The organism is Carnobacterium jeotgali MS3 (assembly GCF_000745125.1).
Taxonomy (GTDB): domain Bacteria; phylum Bacillota; class Bacilli; order Lactobacillales; family Carnobacteriaceae; genus Carnobacterium_B; species Carnobacterium_B jeotgali.
In genome coordinates this window covers 744,764-768,042 of sequence record NZ_JQNF01000010.1, presented here as the reverse complement: position 1 = coordinate 768,042, position 23,279 = coordinate 744,764, and the positions used below count along the sequence as shown (strand labels likewise).

The following is a 23,279-nucleotide window of genomic DNA, read 5'->3' as shown; positions in this document are numbered from 1 at the left end:
TAACAAAAGTTTTCACTTGATTTTGGCACAAGTGAACAAAATTATTTTCATAGCAGTAAGATATAGTGTACCTTCTTAATTCTGTACAAGAAATTTGATATAATTAATTACTGATAAAAAAACGCTATTCATCATGGCCTATATGCCTGTGATGAATAGCGTCTTTTTGATTTATGAACATGAATCAGGATAAATAAGTTTGGATCCTTCGATAACCGCTTTAGCACCATACATACCTATTTCATGTAAAGTAGCTTTTTTCTCTGTCATGATATGGTGAACAGTTAATCCTTTTAATGACAAAGTATTTGAAATAATCAAGCGGTGGCATCTCCAAGGAACACTTTCAGAGCACATGTAACAAACTCGTTTTTTACTTTCAAGGTCTAGTAAATCACTGATTGCCTTTTCATATTCATTCGTTAGACTGTAGGCTGCATAATTCTGAAAAGACGTATTTCTCCATCCGTTCACTAATGATTCGTCTATTTCGTGATTTTTCTTTCTTCTACCACCCAATGAAGGCATATGAATATAACTAATACCGCTTTCAGGCAACCATTTTTCTATGTTTTCTTTATTAAATTGAGGCATATGGTTACTACCAGGGTAAGAACGTACATCAACTAAAGTTTCTACATCATATGATTGAAGCAAAGAAATAAACTCCTCACTACTATGAGTAGAATGACCTATTGTGTAAATATCCATTCAAAATCCTACCTTCCCTTTACTTATCAAAATTATACAGACAACTAACGTGTAAATCAAAAAAACGATACCTAACTCCTATTTTAATGACTAGATATCATCTCTTGTAGCAGTCCATTGTCATCGTTAACATCAAGTGAGTCAATTTTTTCGTCTTTCATTTCAACTCTTCCACTTATAGTACTAGTATTATTCCCTTAAAAACAAGATTGACAAATTGTCTTCACTTCATCTATACTAATAACAATCTCATAACAAACTTACAATGAAAGAGCTTAGTAGCATTTGGTCCCTGTTCAATAGAAAGCCTATGGTTGATGAAAATAGGCACAAACCTTTTTTGCGAAGTACACTCCGGAGTAACTTGACTAACCTCAAGCGTATTACTAACGTTAACAGTAAATGAGTGGCAGGCTTGTTTTGTGTTGAAAACAGACTGCAATTTGGGTGGTAACACGGAAATTTTCGTCCCGATAAAAAGATAACTTCTTTTTATTGGGCTTTTTTTATGCACAAAAATACAGATATAAGGAGCTAGAAAAATGAATATTATTGATGAACTAGAATGGCGCGATGCCATTAATCAACAAACAGATGAAGTAGGTTTAAAAAAATTGATTGACCAAAAAGCTGTAGGTCTATACTGTGGGGTTGACCCAACTGGCGATAGTATGCATATTGGCCACTTGATTCCTTTTATGATTCTGAAAAGATTTCAATTAGCTGGACACCGCCCCGTTATCGTCATTGGTGGCGCGACGGGTTCAATTGGTGACCCTAGTGGTAAATCTGAAGAACGTGTTTTACAAACGAGCGAACAAGTTCAAAATAATGTCGATAAATTAACACATCAAATGGAAAAACTATTTGATGCAGGTAAAAATGAAAACTCTATTCGTATGGTGAACAATTTGGATTGGACAAAAGAAATCTCTTTACTTGATTTCTTACGTAATATTGGGAAAAGTTTTAACGTCAACACTATGTTGTCAAAAGACATCGTTGCCAGTCGTTTAGAAACAGGTATCTCATTTACTGAATTTACTTATCAAATTTTACAATCGATTGATTTCTTACACTTGTACCAACATGAAGATGTTCAATTACAAATTGGTGGCGCAGATCAATGGGGAAATATTACAGCTGGTTTAGAATATATCCGTAAACAAGAAGGTTCTGAAGCTGAAGCTTATGGGCTGACCATTCCGTTAATGTTAAAAGCAGACGGAACTAAATTTGGGAAAACTGCAGGTGGTGCTATTTGGTTAGATCCAGAAAAAACCACTCCTTATGAGTTTTACCAATTTTGGTTAAATCAAGACGACCGTGATGTCGTGAAATACTTGAAGTACTTTACTTTCTTAACTAAAGAAGAAATCGATGCTTTAGCTGAAAAGATAGCAACAGAGCCGCATAAACGCGAAGCACAAAAAACATTAGCTAGCGAAATGACGCTATTTGTTCATGGCGAACAAGCGTTGAAAGATGCTGAAAAAATTACTGCAGCTCTTTTTTCCGGTGATGTAAAAAGTTTAACGGCTGATCAAATCGAAGAAGGATTCAAAAACATGCCTACGTTTGAAGCTCCAAAAGAAGAAAAAAATATCGTAGAATGGTTAGTCGATGTAGTCGGTATTGAACCTTCTAGACGCCAAGCTCGTGAAGATATTAAAAATGGAGCTTTATCCATGAATGGTGAAAAGGTCACAGATGTTGAAGCCATTGTGACACCTGAAAACTCTTTTGATGAACGTTTTATCTTGATTCGCAAAGGGAAGAAAAAATACTTCTTAGTTAAATTAGTTTAAAAGAAATAAGCGCCTGATCCTTTAGCATTTTAATGGATCAGACGTTTTTTTATCCTTAAAAGTAAGCGTTATTAATTTACTATCTGTAATCGCAATGTTAAACTTTGATTGATAAAATACAAATTAAGGGAGCGATTTTATGCGTGCAGTAACATGGCAAGGAAATGAAAAAATGGAAGTCCGAAATGTTCCAGATCCAACGATTCAAGAACCTACTGATATGATTGTCCGCATTACAGCAACAGCTATTTGCGGATCTGATTTACACTTGTATCATAACGGAAAGCCAGTAATGGAAGAAGATTATGTAGTGGGTCATGAACCGATGGGAATTGTTGAAGAAGTCGGTCCTGGTGTAAAAAAAGTTAAAAAAGGCGACCGTGTCGTTATTCCATTTAATATTGGATGTGGCGAATGTCATTTCTGTACTCACGAAATGGAAAGTCAATGCGACAATTCTAATCCAAATCCAGCTTTCGATAACGGCGGACTATTTGGTTTTGGTAAGATGCATGGGAATTACCCTGGAGGCCAAGCAGAATTCTTACGTGTTCCTTTTGCTGATTTCACCTCTTTTGTTGTTCCGGAAAATGATTTGCCAGATGAAAAAGTTCTTTTCTTATCCGATATCGTCCCTACTGCTTACTGGAGTGTAGAAAGCAGCGGCGTCAAAGAAGGCGACACGGTCATCATCTTAGGATCTGGTCCTGTTGGGCTATTTGCTCAAAAATTTGCCAAAATGAAAGGGGCTAAACGAGTTATTGCAGTCGATAATGTGAAGCATCGTTTAGACCATGCACGCAATACCAATAATGTTGAAACGGTGAATTTTAAAGATGTTACTGAAGTTGGAAAATTCCTTTATGATACAACTAACGGCGGAGCGGATGTCGTGATCGATTGCGTTGGGATGGATGGAGTGACTCCTACTAGAGAAAAAGCTAAGACGCTTCTAAGCGTACAAAGTGGAACGATCAGTCCGCTTGTTACAGCTTCTGAAAGTGTTAAGAAGTTCGGTACGGTCCAAGTTACTGGAGTGTACATGACGCCTTCTGCTAGTTTCCCAATCAATGATTTCTTCAACCGAAACGTTATTTTAAAAACAGGTCAAGCTCCTGTTATTCATCTTATGCCAAAATTATATGACATGATCGAAAAAAATATTTTTGACCCTACGGATATCATTACTCATACTATGCCGCTAGAACAAGCAGCAAAAGCTTATGATATTTTTGATAAAAAAGCAGATCAAAATATCAAAGTGATCTTAAAACCAGGTATGGTATGAAAATAAGAGGCTGAGGACAATTAAATTGTCCCCGGCCTCTTATTTTATATTCTGTCTCTCTTCTACCTACATATTCAAAGTGAAAAGAGCTTTCGTTTAGGTTTATTGATTAAATGAGCACTAAAACAAGTCTCCGTTTAACTAGGACGTATTTGAAAACTACTAAGACTCATTGCGTCTGCTCAAATAGAAACTGACTTCAAGTTGGTCGAATGATGACTTACTGTGCAAACTCAAATAGAAATTTGTTTTGAGTTGCTCGAATAAAGACTCATTACGTCTACTCAAATGGATAACGACTTTGAGTGAGTCGAATGAGGGCTTATTACGGCTACTCAAACGGATAACGATTTTGATTCAGCTTATCTCAGCTATTTTTCTCGTGATAAACTAGTTTTAAAACACACCCTAATAAAAGAGGTTATAGATTTTTTAATGCTTCATCAATCGGTATATCTCCATTTAAAAGATCAAACTCTTTATTAAAAGTCGTTTCGTTATCTAAACTAGCAATAGCAACTTCTGCTACGTCTTCACGAGAGATAGCACCGCCTGGCAAGTTTTCAGCAACTTCAATTTTCCCTGTAGCAGGATCATTTTCCAATGCTCCTGGACGCAAAATAGTATACGTCAATCCGCTTTGTTTCAAACAACGATCTGCATAATATTTGGCAATGTTGTAAGGTTTCATTTCTTCACTATCCCATGCTGCACGATTATCTGAATTCATTGCACTAACAATAATAAAACGATTTACGCCAACTTCTTTTGCTGCATCCATTACTTTTACTGCTCCATCTAAGTCAATCGACATTGTTTTGTCATAACCTGTTTGTCCGCCTGAACCAGCTGAGAAAATGACAGCATCCATACCTTCAAGAGCATTTTGAATCGCCCCAATTGGTCCTTCTAAATCTGCTAAGCACGCTTCCACACCGTTCATATCTAGTGCATTGGCTTGTTCTGGTTTTCGAACCATCGCCCGTACTGAGTGTTTGTCGCTTTCGTGCAATTTATCTACAATCATTTTACCGATTTGTCCATTTGCACCTACTACTAATACTTTCATCATTTCTTGCTCCTTTCGTTTCAGTTTACTTATTAAGTGTAACAAAGAAACTTACGGATACAAACTATTTGCATTTACTCAAAAGAACTAATAAAACGCAACTATTTTTCAGCTACAAAAAAAGACCCTTTACAGGATCTTTTAAGATTTATTTAGCGGTCACCATTAAAAATTGAATTTTTAACAATCACGTAATCTACTTTGCGAATCGATTCAACATCATTTCCACCCGCATATGAAATAGAAGATTGTAGATCTTGTTTCATTTCCAATAAGGTTCTAGCAATATCGCCTTTATATTCTACAAGGATTTTTTTACCTTCGACATTTTTGTGTTCGCCTTTTTGGTATTCAGAAGCACTACCAAAATACTCTTTGTACATTTTTCCGTCTTTTTCAATCGTTTTTCCTGGAGATTGATCATGGCCTGAGAACAATGAACCCATCATCACCATAGATGCTCCAAAACGAATTGATTTAGCAATATCGCCATGATCTCGTACTCCGCCATCCGCAATCAATGGTTTTCTTGCAGCCTTAGCACATAAACGCAAAGCTGCTAATTGCCAGCCACCAGTACCAAATCCGGTTTTTAATTTTGTGATACATACTTTTCCTGGTCCAATACCCACTTTAGTTGCGTCCGCCCCAGCATTTTCTAACTCACGAACAGCTTCAGGAGTACCAACATTACCCGCAATCAAAAATGTTCCTGGCAAGAACTTTTTGATGTGGTGGATCATATTAATTACTAAATCAGAATGCCCATGAGCAATATCGATTGTAATGTATTCTGGTACTAGATTTTCTTTCGCTAATGTTTCAATAAAGTCATATTCTGCATCTTTTACACCTACGCTAATAGAAGAATATAATCCTTTTTCATTCATTCGTTGGATAAAAGGAATTCTGTCTTCTTCATCGAAACGGTGCATAACATAAAAAAAGTTATTTTTTGCTAACCAAATAGCTAATGTTTCATCGATAACTGTTTGCATATTAGCCGGTACAACTGGTAAGTTAAATCTTCTACCGCCAAATTCAATTGTTGTATCACACTCGGATCTACTTCTTACAATACTTTTATTAGGGATAAGTTGGACATCTTCATAGTCAAAAACTTTCATCTTTTCCTTAACCTCTTTCTCTTATAGCTCTAATTTTTAGGCAATTATTTGTTTTTTATACAGGATCGTAAAACACGAACATTATTTCTCGTTGTTTTATTAATATTTCGTCCCTAAGACAATTTACACTATATTTAGAGGTTTGTCAAAGTTGTCCATCCCTTTTTATGCAAATACTAAAATTAAAATGTAGTTTCCCCGTCTTTCTAACACTAATCTGAAGCGACTAAATAAGCTGACAAATTTAAAATTTGTCAGCTTATTGTTAATTTTTAATTGTTTTTATTTCTTTATTTCGTCTTAACGTAAATTTATTTGGGACGGGATCGTATCCTCCCTTAATAAAAGGATGACATCTTAAAATACGAGCTGTTCCCATTACTGTTCCTTTTACAACACCATGTTTTTCAATGGCTTCAATGGCATAATGCGAGCAGGTTGGATAATAGCGGCAACTTGGTTGAAATAAAGGTGAAATTCCTTTTTGATAGCCTTTAATACCAGCAATTAATACTTTTTTCATGGTTTACCTCCTACCGAATTACATTATAGCCATAGCGTTCAAATTTGTAAAGCAATCAAGATTATTTAATCAATTGCTTTTCGAAATTCAATAAAATGAATCGCATTCGTATTTAACAAAGCATAAAAAGACCATTCTTCATTTAAATATTCATCTTTAATATCTAGCGATGGATTAATCGACTGAACGATATGATCCATCAATTCGTGGTCAATACCGTATTTACTGTTTAAATTCCACCATTTAGAATACAACCCGCCATTATCACGATCAAATTTTAATGTTCGAATCTGATAATTGCCCGGTTTTATTCCTGTAAGATGAATGTGCAATTCTTTGCTTCTATTTTTTACAAATAATTCATTTATGGAATAACGCGGACTGAATTGTCGCTCATTGAAAATAATCAGCTGATAACCATCTTCATTTTCAGTCATAATATAATCGTTTCCGCTTGCTATCACATTACCTCGTAACCGTTCTTTAAAACGCAAGGTATAAAAAATCGGGTGTTTTTCATTAAAAAAATGAAATAAATCCAAACTATCTACTAAATTATTCGTACATCTCTCTACACGTTCATGAATTTCAGTGTTAATCCAAAATCCAATCCCTTCTACTTCACCTTCTAATTCCAAAATCTTTTTCAAGATTAATGCTCCTCTAAAGAAAGTTCCATTTATATAACGAGTATTGCCGGTTAAAATGTTCCAATTAATAAGAAACAACGGCCTATCCATTTGATGTTGATGCATGAATATTTTTATTTCTTTTGTTTTGTCTGTAATATAACGATGACTTTTAGCAAATTCTTCTACATTTATATCATTAAAATTGATTATGTCATTTTGATCTGTTTCATACCCTATAAATTCAATCTTACTAGCATGTTTAATCTGCCATTGTTGATTTTCTGGCAATTGCACTTGTTTTTCATCAAACGGAAGAAATGTTCCAACTTTCATTTTTTCTGATTTGTTTTTGATTACTTGCCAAACCTTTAAGTAGATCCGTTCTATTTCGGTTGACTCAACTGAATTATCTTCTTTGCTATAAAATAAAATTTGCCATTTTTCTACAAATTCACGCCCGAAAACTTGAAGAGCATGTTGAATAAACTGATCAATTTTCTTAATATAATAATCTTCATTCTGACTAATTTGTTTATACTCTAGCTTCAAAAATAAGTAGATTCCTTGTTCTTTTAAAAAATGCAAAACAATATCAGAATTAGCATATATCGGCGAACTAACCGGTACTTCGGGTGTTTCAGATTCGATTAAAAACGGTGTTTCTTCAAAGATTTTTTGAATTCCAACAAAGTCTACTCTTAGCTGCTGTTTAGCCAAAATCAACTGTTTTTTTACATTTTCATTCAATAATTCTTTTAGTTCGCCAATAAATACGATATGTTTTTCCCGTTTTAATTCTTGTTTCCCATCACAATTCAACACAATCTGGCGTTCTTCAAGTTGATTTTCATCAATCGTGTAGCTTTGATTGCTTCCTACATCTAAATAGCTAGCTAGTCGATCTAAAATAGCCGGAGAATCAAGGATTGTCTTAGCTTCAACTTTATTAATTAGAGCTTCATGCTGTTCCAATTGCTCATGTTGATGTTCTTTTCGATATTGAGCCGGTGTCTGTTGGTAGATCATTTTAAAAACAACCGTATAGTTTTTGGCAGTTGAAAATCCATTTTTCATTGCTATTTGAAATAAATTATCTGATGTATACAATAAATCATCTAGACTATGCTTTACCCGAACTCGATTTAAATAATTTAAAAATCCCATGCCTGTCATTTGCGTGAAATAACGAGATAAGTAAGAAGAAGATAAATTTTCATGCTCTGCTAACTCAGATAAGGTCAACGGCTCTGCATAGCGTTGTTCGATCAACTGAATAAGGCGGGCAATTCTTTCATCACTTGTATCTACGCCTTTCCAATGTGGCGCTTCTTTTTTAAAAAAGCGCGTCATCATTAACATGATTTGATACAAATTGCTGCGAATTTCTAATGTGTTGCCTTCTTCTTTTCTAGAATCGGCAATCATGATTTCAGCTACCAAATGTCTTAGTTGAGCAATCACACCTTCTCTGCCAGGATCTAGTTCCTTAGAAAAGCAGTCAAAATTGTAATGGAAATAGTCTTTATAATGCGTCACAAAAAACTGACTAGAAATGCTAAATGAAATAATGCAACTATCTTCACTTCCCATGACAGAATAATTATTTGTGCGATTAACAACTAATATATCGCTTTCTGCCATTTCAAAATTACGTCCTCCAAATGAAATAGTTGCAGAACCTCTTATTACAAATAAGAGCCTTGTTCCATAATACCGTTGAGGAGCAGAATAACGGACGTTTTCCATTTTAATGTCATAGTCTGCTGCACTTTCTCTTTTCATCTTCACTACTCCTCCTTTTTTCCTATTATACCTGTTTTGACCCAACAATCGATACCCTAATTCTTCAGAACAAAAAAAGACAGCTGCATTTTTACACAGCTATCTCTAGTTCGTTAGCGTTTCATTCTACTCTTACTCATTCCAATTGCGCGGACTCCATAAGGTCCCATCTAATTCGCCTTCCATCTGGCGAATCCGTTCAACTTGCTCATTGATTAAGTCCTTCGCTGACTTTAACAACGCTTTTTGCTTATAATCCCGACTCGTTTGAATGACTCTTTCCAATTCTAGAAGCAACCATTCTTTTTGTTCCACTTCATTCGCCTACCTTCGTTCTTTTATCCAGTTTAATTCATTTGATCTAAAAGCATTTTCAATTCGTCGATTGTATCCCGATTTTCTTCAATAAATTCGACCGTTTGCTCTAGTATAAATTGATCGCCTTCATTTAATTTGCTTAAATCTGTCATTTGTAATTCTTGAATAAACCACTTTTCACGTGCCTCTAAACTGTCATCTTTTTCTCGAGTCAAGTATTGCTGGTAACGAATCAATAAAGCCATCTTTTGTGTTTCTGTCAAATAGCTAAATTGAAAAATCGGCAATGATTTAAGAAATATCATTTTTGTCTTAAGAGCTAGCGCTTGATAAGGTTTTGTTAGTTCATCAATACTGAAAGCTTCACGCCCTCCAGGTTGATATTCTTCCTTTTTCACACCAATTGTTAGGACTAAGCCAAATTCTTTTCCAGTTAAAGCTTTCCCTTTTTTCCCATAAGCAAATCCATCTGTTAATACATCATCTTGCCACTTTTTTAACAATGCTGGAGAGCTATACCAATAAAGTGGGAACTGAAAGATAATTCGATCATGTTCCTTGAGTAGTGCCTGTTCTTTTGGGACATCTATCTTGAAATCCGGATACAACGATTCCAAATGGCGAACGGTTATATTCGTATCATTTGGGATTGAACTTAATAGATATTGTTGGCTTCCCGACTCCATTATGTCAGGATGAGATATAATTACTAAAGTTTTCACTAGTTACCTCCATTTTTTATCAAAACTACTCTTTAAAATATTCTAGCATATCTTCTTTCACTACAGATAATAAAGGTAGCTGTTGAATAGGAATCAGCTCTATATCTAAAGCAGTCAATACATTTTCTAAATAACTGGCAATCTTAACATAACGATTTGTCTGTACAACAATCTTAGGTGGTCTTCCATTCTGTGCCAAAATTAATTGAATGATAATACGTTGGATTTTTTCAGCATCTTTTGGATTAATAAATTCACTACAAATCACTTCACCATTTTCTGAATCTGCCACAATCAATAAACTAGGAAAGATCGGACGTCCACCATTTGGAGGTACAACTGGAACACCAACAAAGTCGATATCCAACTCCCATACCGTATGCTTCATTTTTTGGTTATTCACTCGTTTCATTTCAAAATCCGTTATTTTGATTGCAGCATACTCAATCTTACTAACGGATATCCCTTTTAAAATAACTTCGGGTACAGCATACAAGCCATCTCTATAAGAACCATCTGTTTTATATGTGCGCATTAAAATTTCATAACTTTCTTGTTCTTTTTCATAAAAATCTAAAGATGTCCGAAATGCATTTGCCGTCTCGATTAACTTTTCAAAAACAGCTATCAAAAAAGAAACATCACTCTCATTTAGCGTAACCGGATAATATCCTGGTTTGTAATCGGTAAAGACTGGCCAAGCTTTTTTACCTCTGAAAGTAACACCACTAGCTTTTATTTTTTCATACTCTTCTTTTGGAATTTCTTGTCGGTCTTCAAAATTAATAGAGATGCATTTTTGTACCTGTAGCATTTCCATTGCTGAATCGTACTCAGCACGTGTGCTCATTTCAAAATAATAAGACAGTTCTTCCAAATCACGATAAATCAAAAAACCAAAATTTTGTTCAGCTTTTCCTAGTACTGAAATAAAAACAGGATCCTTACGATTAGGCAATTGAATACCAATAATATCGTTATCCCAATAATCTTTCCAAAAGTTAGCTTGATAAAGCTGCTTTACTAGTAAATACAATTGCAGTTGATTATTCATCGTATAATCTCCTTCATTTTCAATTTCTTAATTCTTCGCTTTTTTTTGTACATTAGAGAATACAATTTTAGAATAGTCGTCTTATCTACTAACAGTATACCAAAACAATAAACAACCAACTCGTTATTTTTCAGTATTTCACTTCATTAAATGTTTATATTTGTTCTATACCTTAAAAACGGTTACACTATTAGTGAAACTATTTTTAAATTACTTTAGGAGGTCTGGAAAATAATGAAAAAAATTATCAATGATCCAGCAAATATATTAGATGAAATGTTAAATGGCTTAGTTTTCGCTTATGAAGATTTAGTTGAACGTTTGCCAGAAACATCGGTCATCCATCGTAAAGTTGAAAAAAGTGGAAAAGTTGGATTAGTAAGTGGTGGTGGAAGTGGTCATGAGCCAGCTCATGCAGGGTTCGTTGGAAAAGGAATGCTATCAGCTGCCGTATGTGGTGAGGTATTTACATCTCCAACTCCTGATCAAATTTTAGAAGGCATTAAGTCTAGTGATGAAGGAAAAGGTGTTTTCTTAATTATTAAAAATTATTCTGGCGATGTCATGAACTTTGATATGGCGAAAGAATTGGCAGAAATGGAAGATATTCAAGTTGATTATGTAATCGTAGATGATGATATCGCTGTTGAAGACAGTACGTATACTGCTGGTAAACGTGGGATTGCAGGCACGGTTTTAGTTCATAAAATTTTAGGGGCTGCAGCTGAAAAAGGGTTATCTTTAAAAGAAATTAAAGCATTAGCCGATAAACTTATTCCGGCTATCAAATCTTTAGGCGTAGCATTAAATCCTGCTACTGTACCAGAAGTTGGCAAACCAGGGTTTGATTTAGAAGCTGATGAAATCGAATTTGGCGTAGGAATTCACGGTGAGCCCGGCTACCGTAGAGAAAAACTTCAACCTTCTGCAGCATTAGCTAAAGAACTTGTCACTCAATTGAAAAAAGAATTCCAATGGGAAAAAGGCGATTCTTATGCCGTTTTAGTTAACGGTATGGGTGGTACTCCATTAATGGAACAATTCATTTTCATGAATGATGTAAAACAATTATTAGCAGACGAAGGGTTAACTTTATCCTTTAGAAAAGTCGGTGACTACATGACTTCTATTGATATGGAAGGTTTATCTTTAACATTAGCTAAAATTGAAGACTCTAGCTGGTTAGAGTATTTAAACGCACCAGTAACGACTATAGCTTGGTAAAGAAAGGATGACAAAATTTTATGTTAACAAAAGAAACGACAAAAAAATGGTTAGAACTTTTCATTGCACAAATTCTAGAAAATAAAGCTTATCTCAGTGATCTAGATACAGCTATTGGTGATGGCGATCATGGAAATAATCTTGCTCGTGGAGCCAATGCATTAACTGAAGCTTTAGAAACTAAGAATCCTGAAACATTAACGGATCTTCTTAAAACAACTGGGATGACTTTAGTTAGTAAAGTAGGAGGCGCTTCTGGTCCTCTACTAGGGTCTGCATTTATCAGCATGGCTAAAGCTAGCCAAGACAGTGATGACTTAGCAACGGTCTTACAAGCTGGATTAGAAGGTATTCAAAAGCGTGGGAAAGCTGTAGCCGGAGAAAAAACAATGGTGGATGAATGGATTCCTGTTATTGAAGCTGTAAAATCGACTAATTTAACTGTTGATTTGATTGAAGAAGCGGTTGAAAAAACCAAAGATATGAAAGCAACTAAAGGACGCGCTTCATATCTAGGCGAACGTTCTATTGGTCACATTGATCCTGGTGCTATGTCTAGCAGCTATCTCTTCAAAACAATGGTGGAAGCGGGTGTTTATGGTGAGTAAAAAATATGGTGTATTGCTTGTTTCTCATGTAGCTGAAATTGCTGAGGGATTAGCTAAATTAATCAGTGAAGTTGCTAAAGATGTTACTGTTAAAAGTGCTGGTGGAACTCCTGAAGGTGGGATTGGAACGAGTTTTGATCGAATTGAAGAAACCTTGTCTTCATTTGAAGAAGAAACGATCCTTGCTTTTTATGATTTAGGCAGTGCTAAAATGAATTTAGAACTCGCTATTGAAACTTCTGATAAAACGGTCACTTTATACGATACTGCTTTGATTGAAAGTGCCTATACTGCAGCTGCCTTGTTGCAAGCAGAAGCGCCAATAGAAGCTATTGAAGAACAATTGAATACATTAAAAATCAAATAAATTTTAAAAAAAACGTTCACTGCAAAAGCGCAGTGAACGTTTTTTGTCTACATAATGCTGTTCCTAAAATAGGATGGCTGCTTCATTTCATTTACAAAAATGACAATTGCTCTTACTATTTATACTGGGTCTTGATGCCTAAAAAGAGCCTACCTACACCCTTTCCCAGCTTAAATTCTTTTAGTTTGTTTTAGAAATCGTTTGATTTTTATTTTCATGCAATTTTCATGAAAATATTTCTTATGCAACTCACTTCATTTGTGTATACTTAATTTTAGACACAAAAAAGGAGTTTTTATTATCAAAGAATTTACAGAAGACAGATTGCCCAGAAATGCCAAAGAAGGAATACTTTACGGTGCTATTATTTGCGCGATATCCGCACTAGTTATGAGTGCAGTAAATATCAGCTTAAATTTTGGGAAATTTGATACACAAGTTGCATTGATTATTCTTAAAGCATTCCCATTTGCTTTTATTATCGCCATGTTAATGGAAAATTTTATCGTAGGGCGCATTGCAGAAAAAATGGTTCACAATTTTTCTGATGCTAATGACAGCTTTAATGCAAAAATATTATTTACAGTCTTTTTCACTGTTATCGGAATGTCATTCACAATGACTATCATTGGAGATATGCTTGGAAACGGCATTAGTTTAGCTTCTTTTGCCGCATTGTCTCATTGGCCAAGAAATTTTTGTATCGCTTTATTCTGCGAATTATTGCTTGCTCAACCACCTGCTCGTTTTGCTATGAAAAAAATACATTTACGTCAAGAAGAAAACTTGACTGTAAAAGACAACTCTTCTATCGATTTTGATTAAACCATTTAGTTAATAATCATCATAAAAACGGATAATACGCCATCTTAATGAGGGTGTGTTATCCGTTTTTTAGGCTCTATACTTTTTAGTGTGGATAGATTAATTTAGTTCATGCTTAACACTTCTGCAGGAATAGGATTGCTTGTAGCCCTGTAAAGTATTCAATGCGAATTACATCGCCTTAACGCTTTAGCGATTAAGCGGTGTTTGAGGCTTGAAAGATCTTAAGACTTTAGGCTTAAGACGGTACCAGGGCTCTTACAAGCAAATCCGTCTATTCCGAAAGAATTTTTTGAAGCAGCCACACTATTTGACGAAGAGCCGTTTTTTATTCATTTAAGAGATTTACAACTATTTATTTATTTTTTCTTTTAGATTTATGTTTGAATACTCGAGTAGCTTCTACAGCTGCTTGCCAACCGGCATACAAATCTTCACGCTCTTCTTCATCCATATTTGGTTCAAATGTAGCATCTTTTTCCCAGTATTTTTTAATTTCATCTTGATCTTTCCAAAATCCTGTTGCTAGTCCCGCCAGATAAGCAGCACCTAAAGCTGTCGTTTCACTGATTTTAGAACGCTCAATTTTAGTGTCTAAAATATCAGCTTGGAATTGCATCAAGAAATTATTTTTTGATGCTCCACCATCTACGCGTAATGTTTTAATTGGAATACCTGATTCTTTGTTCATTGTATCTACAACATCTTTGGTTTGGTAAGCCAATGATTCAAGTGTCGCTCTGATGAAGTGCTCTTTCGTTGTCCCACGTGTTAAACCAAAGACAGCACCACGAGCATCTTGATCCCAATACGGAGCACCTAATCCTGTAAATGCTGGTACTACATAAACATTTTCTGTTGAGTCTACTTTTTCAGCGTATTTTTCAGATTCAGGAGCTGTTCTAAACATTCTCATGCCATCTCTTAACCACTGAAGTGCTGATCCAGCTACAAAAATACTACCTTCTAACGCATACGTAATCTCGCCATTTATGCCATAAGCAATAGATGTAAGCAAACCGTTCTCAGATTTAATGGGTTCTTTTCCAGTATTCATGATGATAAATGCACCTGTACCATACGTATTTTTAACCATTCCTTTTTCATATCCTACTTGGCCGAATAAAGCAGCTTGCTGGTCACCAGCCATACCCGCAATTGGAATTTGTCCACCATAAAAATGTTCTGGAATTGTTTTTCCATATACTTCTGAAGAAGATTTTACTTCTGGCAGCATTTCTTTTGGAATGTCTAATAATGCTAAAATATCTTCATCCCATTTAAGGTCATAAATATTAAACAACATCGTACGGCTGGCATTTGAATAATCCGTAACATGTGCTTTTCCACCTGTTAATTTCCAAACCAACCAAGAATCGATCGTTCCAAATAGTAACTCGCCTTTTTGAGCACGTTCTCTTGATCCTTCAACATGATCTAAAATCCATTTAATTTTAGTTGCTGAGAAGTAAGAATCAATCACTAATCCTGTTTTATCTTTAATTAATTTTGTGTGCCCATCTTTTTTTAATTGATCTGCAATATCGTTTGTTTGTTTTGATTGCCATACGATAGCACGATAAATCGGTCTACCCGTTTCTTTGTCCCAGACAACGGTTGTTTCACGTTGGTTGGTGATACCAATACTATCAATATCCGATGGTTTCAATCCTGATTCGATCAATACACCTGCAATAACTGTTAAAACTGAAATCCAAATTTCGTTCGCATCATGCTCTACCCAACCTGGTTGAGGAAAATGTTGCGTGAATTCTTTTTGAGAACTCCACTTAGGGTTTCCTGCTTTATCAAATATAATTGCTCTCGAACTAGTAGTACCTTGATCAATTGACATAATATATTTTTTTGTCATTTTATTCCCTCCATTAATAGAATGCGCTTACAATCCGTGTACTCTTAATGTACTGCTAAAAAAGATAGTTGTAAAGCGTTTGCTCTCAGTGTTTCATAAAAAATAAAACCGTTTTATACCCTTGCATATTTTTCATCATTTATCGCGAACTTTAATCGTTCAGTTAAGTTATTTTTGCGCTTATCAAAATTTAATCGCCAACAAATAAGCAGCCCTTTAGTATATCAGGCTGCTTATTTCCACTTATTCCGCTTCTATCCAAGTCCATTTATAACTATCTGGACCAAAAACGCGTTTGTAATAATCGTTGACCTTAGGGTTTAACAAATAAGAATCCGCTGATTGATATAGTGGTGCAAGTGCAGCATCTTCCCCTAAAGCAACTTTTTCAATATCTACTAATGTTTCCCAACGGGCTTCGTCATCATCGTAAGTTGCTTTTGCTTTATCAACTAGCGCATCGACAGCTGGATTTGAATAGTTCATCCGGTTAATATCTGTATCAAAACGTTCTACATAATTGATTGGATCTGCAAAGTCGGCAATCCATGAATTGACAGCCATATCGTAATTGCCTTCACGTACCGTTGTTAATTTCATACTGAAAGGCATACTTCTCAATTTAACCGTTAATCCTGGCAAGTTCTTTTGCAATTGGTCTTGTAAATATTCAGCCAATCGTTTTGAATCTTCTGTATCAGAAGTGATCAATTCCAATTCAATAGTATCTGTTCCTAATTCAGAAAGGCCTTTTTCCCAAGCTTCTGTAGCCTTTTCTAAATCGTAAGGCAATAAATCCCCTGCATCTTCACGGTAATCTGCACCGGTTGTCGGATTACTTGCCAATCCAGCTGGAACAAATCCATCAATAGAGGCTGATCCGTCTTGTAAGACATTGTTAACATAGCCTTCTTTATCAACTGCTGAGGCAATCGCTAAACGAATATTGGGATTGCTTAATTCAATCGTTTCTTCATTATTTAAGTTGTTCATCTCAATATAAAACGTTGTTGCATTTAATGATGAATGAAAATTAGGGTCTTCACTATACTGTGAAACAAAACTTCCAGATAAAAAGGCAATATCGGTATCGCCATTTTCATATAAATTCAACTCAGTAGTAACTTCTTTAATTACATCAACACTTATAGTATCTAACGTGACTGAATCAGCATCCCAATACTCTTTATTTTTTTCAAAAGTCCAACCTACACTGCTTGCTTGATCCCATCCCTCTAATACAAAAGGACCATTATAAATTAGGTTTTCATTCGTGCTGCCATATTCATCACCTTGCTCTTGGGCAAATGCTCTATTTTGTGGGAAGAAAAATGGCAAAGTTAATAATTGGTCAAAATAAGGTGTCGGTTGCGTCAACGTAATTTCTAATTCTGTATCGCTGATTGCTTTGATACCTAAATCAGTTGGCTCTGCTTCATCATTTATAATTTCTGTAGCATTTTGAATCAAGCCATCAAACATATAAGCATATCCACTTGCCGTTTCTGGTGCCACGACTTTTTGCCAAGCGTAAACAAAATCATCTGCCGTTACAGGTTCTCCATTAGACCACACAGCGTCTTTTCGTATCTCAAAGGTATACGTTTTTCCATCTTTGCTGATAGTCGGCTCTTTCGCTGCCACACCTAAGATAGGTTCAGCATCTGGCCCTAAAACATATAATCCTTCGAATACATTATTCATAACGGTAAAACTTGTTAAATCGGTTGCTAAAGCTGTATCCATAGAGGGTATTTCTGAGGAAGCTGTTAAGCGCAATTCTTGTTTATCGGCTAAATTCTTTTCTCCATCCGCTTGAGAACTCGCAGTTGAAGATCCATCAGAATCCGCGTCTCCGCAAGCTGCTAATAACAATGTCAAACTAAGTATACCTAAACCCTTTAATTGATTTTTCATTTATTTTCACCCTTTCATGTCTGTTTTATAAATTTATGTGTACCTTTAAAAAAAACGTCTAACTGCGCATAATTCTTTTTGATACGTTGTTCCCTCAAGTTTAGTAATCATTACTTTTGATCCAGGAGTTTGCGAATGAATCATTTGATCATCGCCTAAATAAAGACCTACATGATGAACTTCTCCATTGCCTTCCTCGTAAGCAAAAAATAATAAATCTCCTGGAATTGCTTCTTGATAGGTATAAACAGCTCCTTCAAAAACTTGTTCTTGAGCATCCCGGCTCAGCCAAATATCAAAAGTCCGAAACAAGGTATAGACAAATCCAGAACAATCAAATCCTGCTGCACTCGTTCCCGCCCAGACGTATCTCAAATCTAAAAAAGATTTTGCTAGCTCGATTATTTGTTCGACAGCATTGATTTGCGTGTTATCCACTATATGAGCTTTTTCTTTTGAAATATAGCCAATCCCATCTGGAGTGAGAAGTTTGTAGTGGGTAGACGTCTCTTCTACTAAAGGTAAAATCGTACCAATCGAAACAACTTGCGCAATTTGTGTCTCATTTATAAAATTGAGTGTTGCCGTTGGTTGGCTAACCACAACTTGTTTTAGTGCTTCTGACCAGCCATCTGGCATGGGAACAAGGTCTTTAACCATTATCCAGCCTGGATATCCGCTAGGGTCATTTTTATAAGCTTGTTTTGGAACCGTTACTCTAGCATATTCTCCAACAATTTCAAGAACCTCAACACTATCACCATAAAGCACTTCTGAATCTACCAAACGATCTTTATATAAACTGAGGACTTCTTCATCTGATAATGTATAAAAATTTTCTTTACTATTTTGTAGTGCTAACTTTTCTTTAATAGGATGATCATTATTGTTTGACCATAAAAAAGTTGTAGCAACATTCACTATTTTTTTCATTTTTTTCTCTCCTTATTGCTTCGTTTTTAATTCTATCAGCAAGAAGGATGATCATCAGTCAGCATTCGTTAAAAATTTAAATGCTAATTTCCCTATTTCTTGCATCCATTCTATTGCCTTTGCTTCTTCTTTTACGCCTTTATTTAATGCAGCGATATATACTAATCGGTCTTTGTAACGAAATAATGCAACATCGTGACGAATTCCATTGTCTTCACCCGTTTTGTTTAACATTTCTAAAACAGGAATTTCTCTTTCATCTAAATAGCCTGGTAGGCCTGTTCGAAATTGCTGCAGTAAAAGAGGTTTTTCTATTTGTTCTCTCCATAACAAATGATGATTTCCAAGTTCAATGATTTCTTTTAAAACCTCTACAGCTCCTTGTGATGAAACCTCATTCACTAAACCCGATTCATAATCCATCAAGTAACGCCTTAAAGCTATTCTTTTACCCCATTTTTTTTCTTTTATCCAAGCTTTTAAATTCTCTAAACCGGCATAAGAAATCAATTGGTTTGTCGCTTCATTATCTGAAACAGCGATCATCAATTGTAAGAGTTCTTCAATACTCCACTCTTCAACAGATGTCAGAATATGAAGTACTCCCGATCCATTTGCACGACCTGACTTTGAAACGTTTATTCTATCTGTTAAATTAAAATTCCCTTGAATTGCTTGTTCGTAATAATAGAGATAGATAGGCAGCTTTATGATACTTGCTGAAGGAAACATTGCTTCTTTATTTTCACTAAATAACAATTCTTTTCCATCATGAATATAAATTCCACTTTCCATATAAGGTGTAAAATCTGTTTTCAATTCTTGAATTTCCTTATTCCAGTCCATTTTCACCCTCGTTTCTTTTCTCACATTAAAATTTCATATATTTATTACTTAAAATTAATTATATAGAATTTTTTTATTTACTACAACATTATTGTAACGCTTTCATGTCAGGTGTGTTATTTGTCTCATACTTTATAAAAAAAACCCACGACTCAAAAAAATTGAGTCGTGGGTTTTTAATTACGCATAGTTTTCAACGGATTTAAGCTCTTTTTTTTGTTTGATTTGCAAGGAAGAAAAAGATTAAACAAATGATCATCAATGCAATACATACGATAATGGTTAATTGGTAAGTTCCAGTTAAGTCATAAAGCAGACCTAAAATTGGATTTCCAATTGCCAAACCAATATTTGCTGCAACAGCTAGCATTCCCCAGATAGCAGTGAAATCTTTTTTTCCAAATAAATCTAATGTAATCAATTGGTGTAGAACGTTTGGTGTTCCTGCACACATGTAATACATCAGTAACGCTACGAATAAAATAATTGGTGAACTGGTTGAAAAGAAAATGACGAAGGCTAGTGTAAAGATAACGGCTAAACCTGTATACGTCGTTTTAGCACCAAGTTTATCGCTGATAGAACCCATAGCAATCTTAGAGATAATCATAGCCACTGAAGCTACAGACATCATAGCACCTACTTGAACGATGTTAATGCCCGTTGAGACTAAGAATACTTGTAATTGTTGAGTGAATGTACTAACCATTACAAACGAGATAAAGGCAATTGCAGCAAAGTAGAAGACAGGTGAACGTATTGCTTCAACAAATGTTAATCCTTCAGACAACGCTTGTTCTGATTCGTTCGTTGCCATTACTGCATTCGGCTCTTTAATAGTTGATTCTTCATCGCCATAAGCTACTGCTCCCAAATCTTCAGGTTTATCTCTAAGCAGTAAAGCTCCTCCAAGAACAGCTACCCCATAAAAGACAGCCATTAAATAATATCCTGCGCTGAAACCACTATTTTCTACAACAGATGGAATAACAGCATTTACCACAACTCCACTTAACCCCATTGATGCTGCAATTATACCCATAACGGTTCCATGTTTTTTAATAAACCAATTATTTACCATTGTTATTGCTACCATACTTGTGGAAACCATTAATAACAAACCTATTAGAGATGCTGCAAGGTAAAATGACCAAATTGATGTACTATTAGCCATCCAAATAAATCCTGTAATCCCTGTAATTCCACCTACAAAAGCAGTCTTTCTTAATCCTATTTTTGGCATCAAGCTTTTAGATAACACCGGGATACTGACAATTCCGATTAAACTTAAGCAACTGCTTACAATACTGAATTGGGCAACGGTGAATCCTAATGCAGTTGTTACGGGAACAGTAAATACTCCCATTCCATTAATTGGAATACCTAGACCTAACATTAATAACATTCCTGCGATGACCATTCTATAGTGTTCTTTTTTCATTTTGTATTTCCTTCCATAATTAAAGTATGTGCTTTCATTTCAATTGAAATAAAGCCTTTAGCTCAATTCTTATCTTTATTATTTCATAAAAAACGAATCCTTCTCACTTTCGATTAGTATCACATTACAAAAATACATCTCATATTGTGATATCCTACTGCATTAGTCAGTATAATAAAAATAGTTACACCGGTCAACCTCTTTTTTATATTAATTATTATGAAACGCTTTCATTCAATGGCTGAGTTATTCTTGTAAACCTCCTTATTATTTTATCTCATATTTAATTTTGCACGTTCTCTTTACTTCTTTATTTTATAACGCTTCTTTTATTTGTCCATTTAATTGAATCCCTATTTTGAGCCCAATAAAAAGAGAGGTTAGACAAAAGTCTCACCTCTCTTTTTTCTATTTAAATATAATATAAATTTTCTGATGGATAGAATGGATCACATGTGATATCTAATCCTAATTTACGAAGAGTTTGTTCATCATCTTTATTCAGCATAACCGTTGAGTGTGCTTGAACATCTTGCAGCCCAGAAAGTTTATTATACGCTAATTGAGCCGTGGGATTGGTAACTGCACTTATAGCTAGTGCAATAAGCACTTCATTTGCATTCAACGCTGCCATCTTACTATGAAGATCTGTTACTTTAAGTTTTTGGATTGTTTCTAAAATATTTGGTGATAACAAATGAATTTCATCTGAAATATTAGCCAATACCTTAATTGAATTTAAAATACCTGCAGAACAAGAATCCATTAAAGGTGTTGTTCTACCCGTAACAATTTGACCATCCTGCAATTCAAATGCGATAACAGCTGGCATATCAGGTGCTTCAGACTGTTCTCTTATCTGCTCTGCATATTTACGAGCTGGTGCAACCGGAACTCGATCTTCTTTTTTCAATTCAACTTCTTCCATAATTAATTTCATATGGTTTAAAATTTCTTCGTCAATCAGCCCTTTTTTAAAGTCACATTCCGTTAAAAAGCTTCTGCGAATAATTTCTTGTTTAGAGGCCTCTCTAACAACTTCATCATCAGTAATGCCAAAACCTACTCGATTAACACCCATATCTGTCGGAGATTGGTAGACTGATTCTTGTCCAGTAATTTTTTCAATGATGCGTTTAATAACTGGGAAAGTTTCAAGATCTCGATTATAATTGACCGCTACTTGATTGTATTTTTCAAAATGAAAATTATCGATCATATTGACATCTTTCAAATCTACAGTAGCCGCTTCATAAGCAATATTAAGCGGATGTTTTAACGGTACATTCCAAACTGGAAAAGTTTCAAATTTTGAATACCCAGCTGTCTTCCCTTGATGGCGTTCATGGTATAGTTGATTTAAACACGTTGCTAGTTTCCCACTTCCAGGACCGGGTGCTGTAACAACAACGATTGGTTTAGTTGTTGGAATATAAGCATTTTTTGCAAAACCTTCTTCACTAACAATCGTTTCAATATCTGATGGATATCCTTCAATTGCAGCATGCGTAAATACTTTGATATCTCTTCTTTCTAGTTTATTAATGAACAGTTTTGTAGAAGGTTGACCGTTGTAGCGCGTAATAACTACACTGTTTACTTCTAAACCATATCCTCTTAATTCATCAATTAATCTTAAAACATCCATATCATAAGTAATGCCGTAATCGCCACGAATTTTATTCCGTTCGATATCTCCAGCGTACACACAAATAATGATCTCAGCTTGATCTTTTAATTTTTGTAACAACTTAATTTTTGCATCTTCATCAAAACCTGGTAATACTCGTTTGGCATGTTTATCACCAATCAATTTTCCACCAAATTCAAGATACAACTTGTCGTAATCATTTACTCGTTCTAAGATATATTTTGATTGTTCTTCAATATATTTCTGTGGATCAAACCCTGCTTTTTTCATGTGCTTTCCTCCTATATAATTGCTGGATTTTAGCAGCTGCCTTTTTAAACAAAAAAAAGTTAGACGATTTTTGTCGTACTAACGGTTTTTATTTTCTAACTACTATTAAGAATAAATAAATGCACTTATATTTTGCCTAAAACTAACGTTTTATTTTTACATCCTTTTCAATTATAGGGGTTTATTTTTTAAAATCAATGTATTTTCTCTATGAATTTTTTGTTTCTCTATAAAAAAATACTAGACTGAACTTCAGCAATGAAAGCAGAAGTTTAATCCAGTGTTTTTTT

20 protein-coding genes and 1 other annotated feature are annotated in these 23,279 nt (G+C 34.9%); of the genes, 6 read left to right on the top strand and 14 right to left on the bottom strand.

What is annotated here, in order from left to right:
• Window positions 1–171 precede the first annotated feature (171 nt).
• Window positions 172–711 carry a DUF488 domain-containing protein gene (locus tag BP18_RS11260; RefSeq protein ID WP_007724576.1) on the bottom strand — a complete coding sequence of 180 codons (540 nt, stop codon included), beginning with the start codon at window positions 709–711 and terminating at the stop codon, window positions 172–174.
• Window positions 712–967: 256 nt separating this feature from the next.
• Window positions 968–1,187: a binding site (T-box leader), on the top strand.
• A 66-nt stretch (window positions 1,188–1,253) separates the two neighbouring features.
• Between BP18_RS11260 and tyrS the strand changes: the two genes are divergently transcribed.
• Entirely contained in the window at window positions 1,254–2,519 is a 1,266-nt protein-coding gene (gene tyrS / locus BP18_RS11255; protein ID WP_007724573.1) for a tyrosine--tRNA ligase, read from the top strand.
• 139 nt (window positions 2,520–2,658) lie between these two features.
• Window positions 2,659–3,807, top strand: a complete 1,149-nt coding sequence (locus BP18_RS11250; protein ID WP_007724572.1) for a zinc-dependent alcohol dehydrogenase — start codon at window positions 2,659–2,661, stop codon at window positions 3,805–3,807.
• 421 nt (window positions 3,808–4,228) lie between these two features.
• On the opposite strand, the gene BP18_RS11245 is transcribed toward BP18_RS11250, so the two are convergent.
• From BP18_RS11245 to BP18_RS11215, 7 genes are all read right to left on the bottom strand, one after another.
• Window positions 4,229–4,879 carry an SDR family oxidoreductase gene (locus BP18_RS11245; protein WP_231549466.1) on the bottom strand — a complete coding sequence of 217 codons (651 nt, stop codon included), beginning with the start codon at window positions 4,877–4,879 and terminating at the stop codon, window positions 4,229–4,231.
• 149 nt (window positions 4,880–5,028) lie between these two features.
• On the bottom strand, window positions 5,029–6,003 hold the full coding sequence (gene guaC, locus BP18_RS11240; RefSeq protein WP_029277990.1) for a GMP reductase: 975 nt from the start codon (window positions 6,001–6,003) through the stop codon (window positions 5,029–5,031).
• Between the two features lie 265 nt (window positions 6,004–6,268).
• Window positions 6,269–6,526 (bottom strand): membrane protein insertion efficiency factor YidD, encoded by a 258-nt coding sequence (gene yidD, locus BP18_RS11235; RefSeq protein WP_007724566.1) that lies wholly within the window; start codon window positions 6,524–6,526, stop codon window positions 6,269–6,271.
• Between the two features lie 65 nt (window positions 6,527–6,591).
• Entirely contained in the window at window positions 6,592–8,940 is a 2,349-nt protein-coding gene (locus tag BP18_RS11230; protein WP_029277992.1) for a helix-turn-helix domain-containing protein, read from the bottom strand.
• 132 nt (window positions 8,941–9,072) lie between these two features.
• Entirely contained in the window at window positions 9,073–9,255 is a 183-nt protein-coding gene (locus BP18_RS11225; RefSeq protein ID WP_007724562.1) for a hypothetical protein, read from the bottom strand.
• A 32-nt stretch (window positions 9,256–9,287) separates the two neighbouring features.
• Window positions 9,288–9,980, bottom strand: coding sequence for an NAD(P)H-dependent oxidoreductase (locus tag BP18_RS11220; RefSeq protein WP_029277993.1), 693 nt, complete (start codon window positions 9,978–9,980; stop codon window positions 9,288–9,290).
• A 25-nt stretch (window positions 9,981–10,005) separates the two neighbouring features.
• Window positions 10,006–11,034, bottom strand: a complete 1,029-nt coding sequence (locus BP18_RS11215; protein ID WP_007724558.1) for a DUF7309 domain-containing protein — start codon at window positions 11,032–11,034, stop codon at window positions 10,006–10,008.
• A 234-nt stretch (window positions 11,035–11,268) separates the two neighbouring features.
• On the opposite strand from BP18_RS11215, the gene dhaK reads away from it, so the two are divergent.
• From dhaK to BP18_RS11195, 4 genes are all read left to right on the top strand, one after another.
• On the top strand, window positions 11,269–12,258 hold the full coding sequence (gene dhaK / locus BP18_RS11210; protein WP_029277994.1) for a dihydroxyacetone kinase subunit DhaK: 990 nt from the start codon (window positions 11,269–11,271) through the stop codon (window positions 12,256–12,258).
• A 20-nt stretch (window positions 12,259–12,278) separates the two neighbouring features.
• The gene (gene dhaL / locus BP18_RS11205; protein WP_007724546.1) at window positions 12,279–12,866 is read left to right on the top strand and encodes a dihydroxyacetone kinase subunit DhaL; all 588 of its coding nucleotides are present in this window, start codon (window positions 12,279–12,281) and stop codon (window positions 12,864–12,866) included.
• The gene (dhaM, locus tag BP18_RS11200; RefSeq protein WP_007724544.1) at window positions 12,856–13,233 is read left to right on the top strand and encodes a dihydroxyacetone kinase phosphoryl donor subunit DhaM; all 378 of its coding nucleotides are present in this window, start codon (window positions 12,856–12,858) and stop codon (window positions 13,231–13,233) included. Before dhaL ends, dhaM begins: the two co-directional genes overlap by 11 nt.
• A 324-nt stretch (window positions 13,234–13,557) precedes the next feature.
• Complete coding sequence (locus tag BP18_RS11195; protein ID WP_035019572.1) at window positions 13,558–14,058, top strand: DUF2798 domain-containing protein; 501 nt, start codon at window positions 13,558–13,560, stop codon at window positions 14,056–14,058.
• A 355-nt stretch (window positions 14,059–14,413) separates the two neighbouring features.
• Here the strand turns inward: BP18_RS11195 and glpK are convergent, their stop codons facing one another.
• From glpK to BP18_RS11165, 6 genes are all read right to left on the bottom strand, one after another.
• The gene (gene glpK, locus BP18_RS11190; protein WP_007724540.1) at window positions 14,414–15,931 is read right to left on the bottom strand and encodes a glycerol kinase GlpK; all 1,518 of its coding nucleotides are present in this window, start codon (window positions 15,929–15,931) and stop codon (window positions 14,414–14,416) included.
• A 243-nt stretch (window positions 15,932–16,174) separates the two neighbouring features.
• Window positions 16,175–17,848 carry a peptide ABC transporter substrate-binding protein gene (locus tag BP18_RS11185; RefSeq protein ID WP_007724539.1) on the bottom strand — a complete coding sequence of 558 codons (1,674 nt, stop codon included), beginning with the start codon at window positions 17,846–17,848 and terminating at the stop codon, window positions 16,175–16,177.
• Between the two features lie 45 nt (window positions 17,849–17,893).
• Window positions 17,894–18,781, bottom strand: a complete 888-nt coding sequence (locus tag BP18_RS11180; protein ID WP_035050635.1) for a C40 family peptidase — start codon at window positions 18,779–18,781, stop codon at window positions 17,894–17,896.
• A gap of 54 nt (window positions 18,782–18,835) precedes the next feature.
• Window positions 18,836–19,627: a serine hydrolase gene (locus BP18_RS11175; RefSeq protein WP_051669188.1), complete on the bottom strand. Its 792-nt coding sequence runs from the start codon at window positions 19,625–19,627 to the stop codon at window positions 18,836–18,838.
• Window positions 19,628–19,829: 202 nt separating this feature from the next.
• Window positions 19,830–21,068 carry an MFS transporter gene (locus BP18_RS11170; protein WP_029276203.1) on the bottom strand — a complete coding sequence of 413 codons (1,239 nt, stop codon included), beginning with the start codon at window positions 21,066–21,068 and terminating at the stop codon, window positions 19,830–19,832.
• 412 nt (window positions 21,069–21,480) lie between these two features.
• A complete protein-coding gene (locus BP18_RS11165; RefSeq protein WP_029276205.1) occupies window positions 21,481–22,989 on the bottom strand; it encodes a DUF1846 domain-containing protein in 1,509 nt (502 codons plus the stop codon).
• Window positions 22,990–23,279 lie beyond the last annotated feature (290 nt).

Excerpts from the sequence above, each read along its gene's own strand:
- glpK (WP_007724540.1), bottom strand. The coding sequence starts at position 15,931 with ATGACAAAAAAATATATTATGTCAATTGATCAAGGTACTACTAGTTCG.
- yidD (WP_007724566.1), bottom strand. The coding sequence starts at position 6,526 with ATGAAAAAAGTATTAATTGCTGGTATTAAAGGCTATCAAAAAGGAATT.
- dhaL (WP_007724546.1), top strand. The coding sequence starts at position 12,279 with ATGTTAACAAAAGAAACGACAAAAAAATGGTTAGAACTTTTCATTGCA.
- dhaK (WP_029277994.1), top strand. The coding sequence starts at position 11,269 with ATGAAAAAAATTATCAATGATCCAGCAAATATATTAGATGAAATGTTA.
- BP18_RS11215 (WP_007724558.1), bottom strand. The coding sequence starts at position 11,034 with ATGAATAATCAACTGCAATTGTATTTACTAGTAAAGCAGCTTTATCAA.
- BP18_RS11185 (WP_007724539.1), bottom strand. The coding sequence starts at position 17,848 with ATGAAAAATCAATTAAAGGGTTTAGGTATACTTAGTTTGACATTGTTA.
- tyrS (WP_007724573.1), top strand. The coding sequence starts at position 1,254 with ATGAATATTATTGATGAACTAGAATGGCGCGATGCCATTAATCAACAA.
- BP18_RS11250 (WP_007724572.1), top strand. The coding sequence starts at position 2,659 with ATGCGTGCAGTAACATGGCAAGGAAATGAAAAAATGGAAGTCCGAAAT.
- dhaM (WP_007724544.1), top strand. The coding sequence starts at position 12,856 with ATGGTGAGTAAAAAATATGGTGTATTGCTTGTTTCTCATGTAGCTGAA.
- BP18_RS11175 (WP_051669188.1), bottom strand. The coding sequence starts at position 19,627 with ATGGACTGGAATAAGGAAATTCAAGAATTGAAAACAGATTTTACACCT.
- BP18_RS11260 (WP_007724576.1), bottom strand. The coding sequence starts at position 711 with ATGGATATTTACACAATAGGTCATTCTACTCATAGTAGTGAGGAGTTT.
- BP18_RS11245 (WP_231549466.1), bottom strand. The coding sequence starts at position 4,879 with ATGATGAAAGTATTAGTAGTAGGTGCAAATGGACAAATCGGTAAAATG.
- BP18_RS11170 (WP_029276203.1), bottom strand. The coding sequence starts at position 21,068 with ATGAAAAAAGAACACTATAGAATGGTCATCGCAGGAATGTTATTAATG.
- BP18_RS11165 (WP_029276205.1), bottom strand. The coding sequence starts at position 22,989 with ATGAAAAAAGCAGGGTTTGATCCACAGAAATATATTGAAGAACAATCA.
- BP18_RS11180 (WP_035050635.1), bottom strand. The coding sequence starts at position 18,781 with ATGAAAAAAATAGTGAATGTTGCTACAACTTTTTTATGGTCAAACAAT.
- guaC (WP_029277990.1), bottom strand. The coding sequence starts at position 6,003 with ATGAAAGTTTTTGACTATGAAGATGTCCAACTTATCCCTAATAAAAGT.
- BP18_RS11230 (WP_029277992.1), bottom strand. The coding sequence starts at position 8,940 with ATGAAAAGAGAAAGTGCAGCAGACTATGACATTAAAATGGAAAACGTC.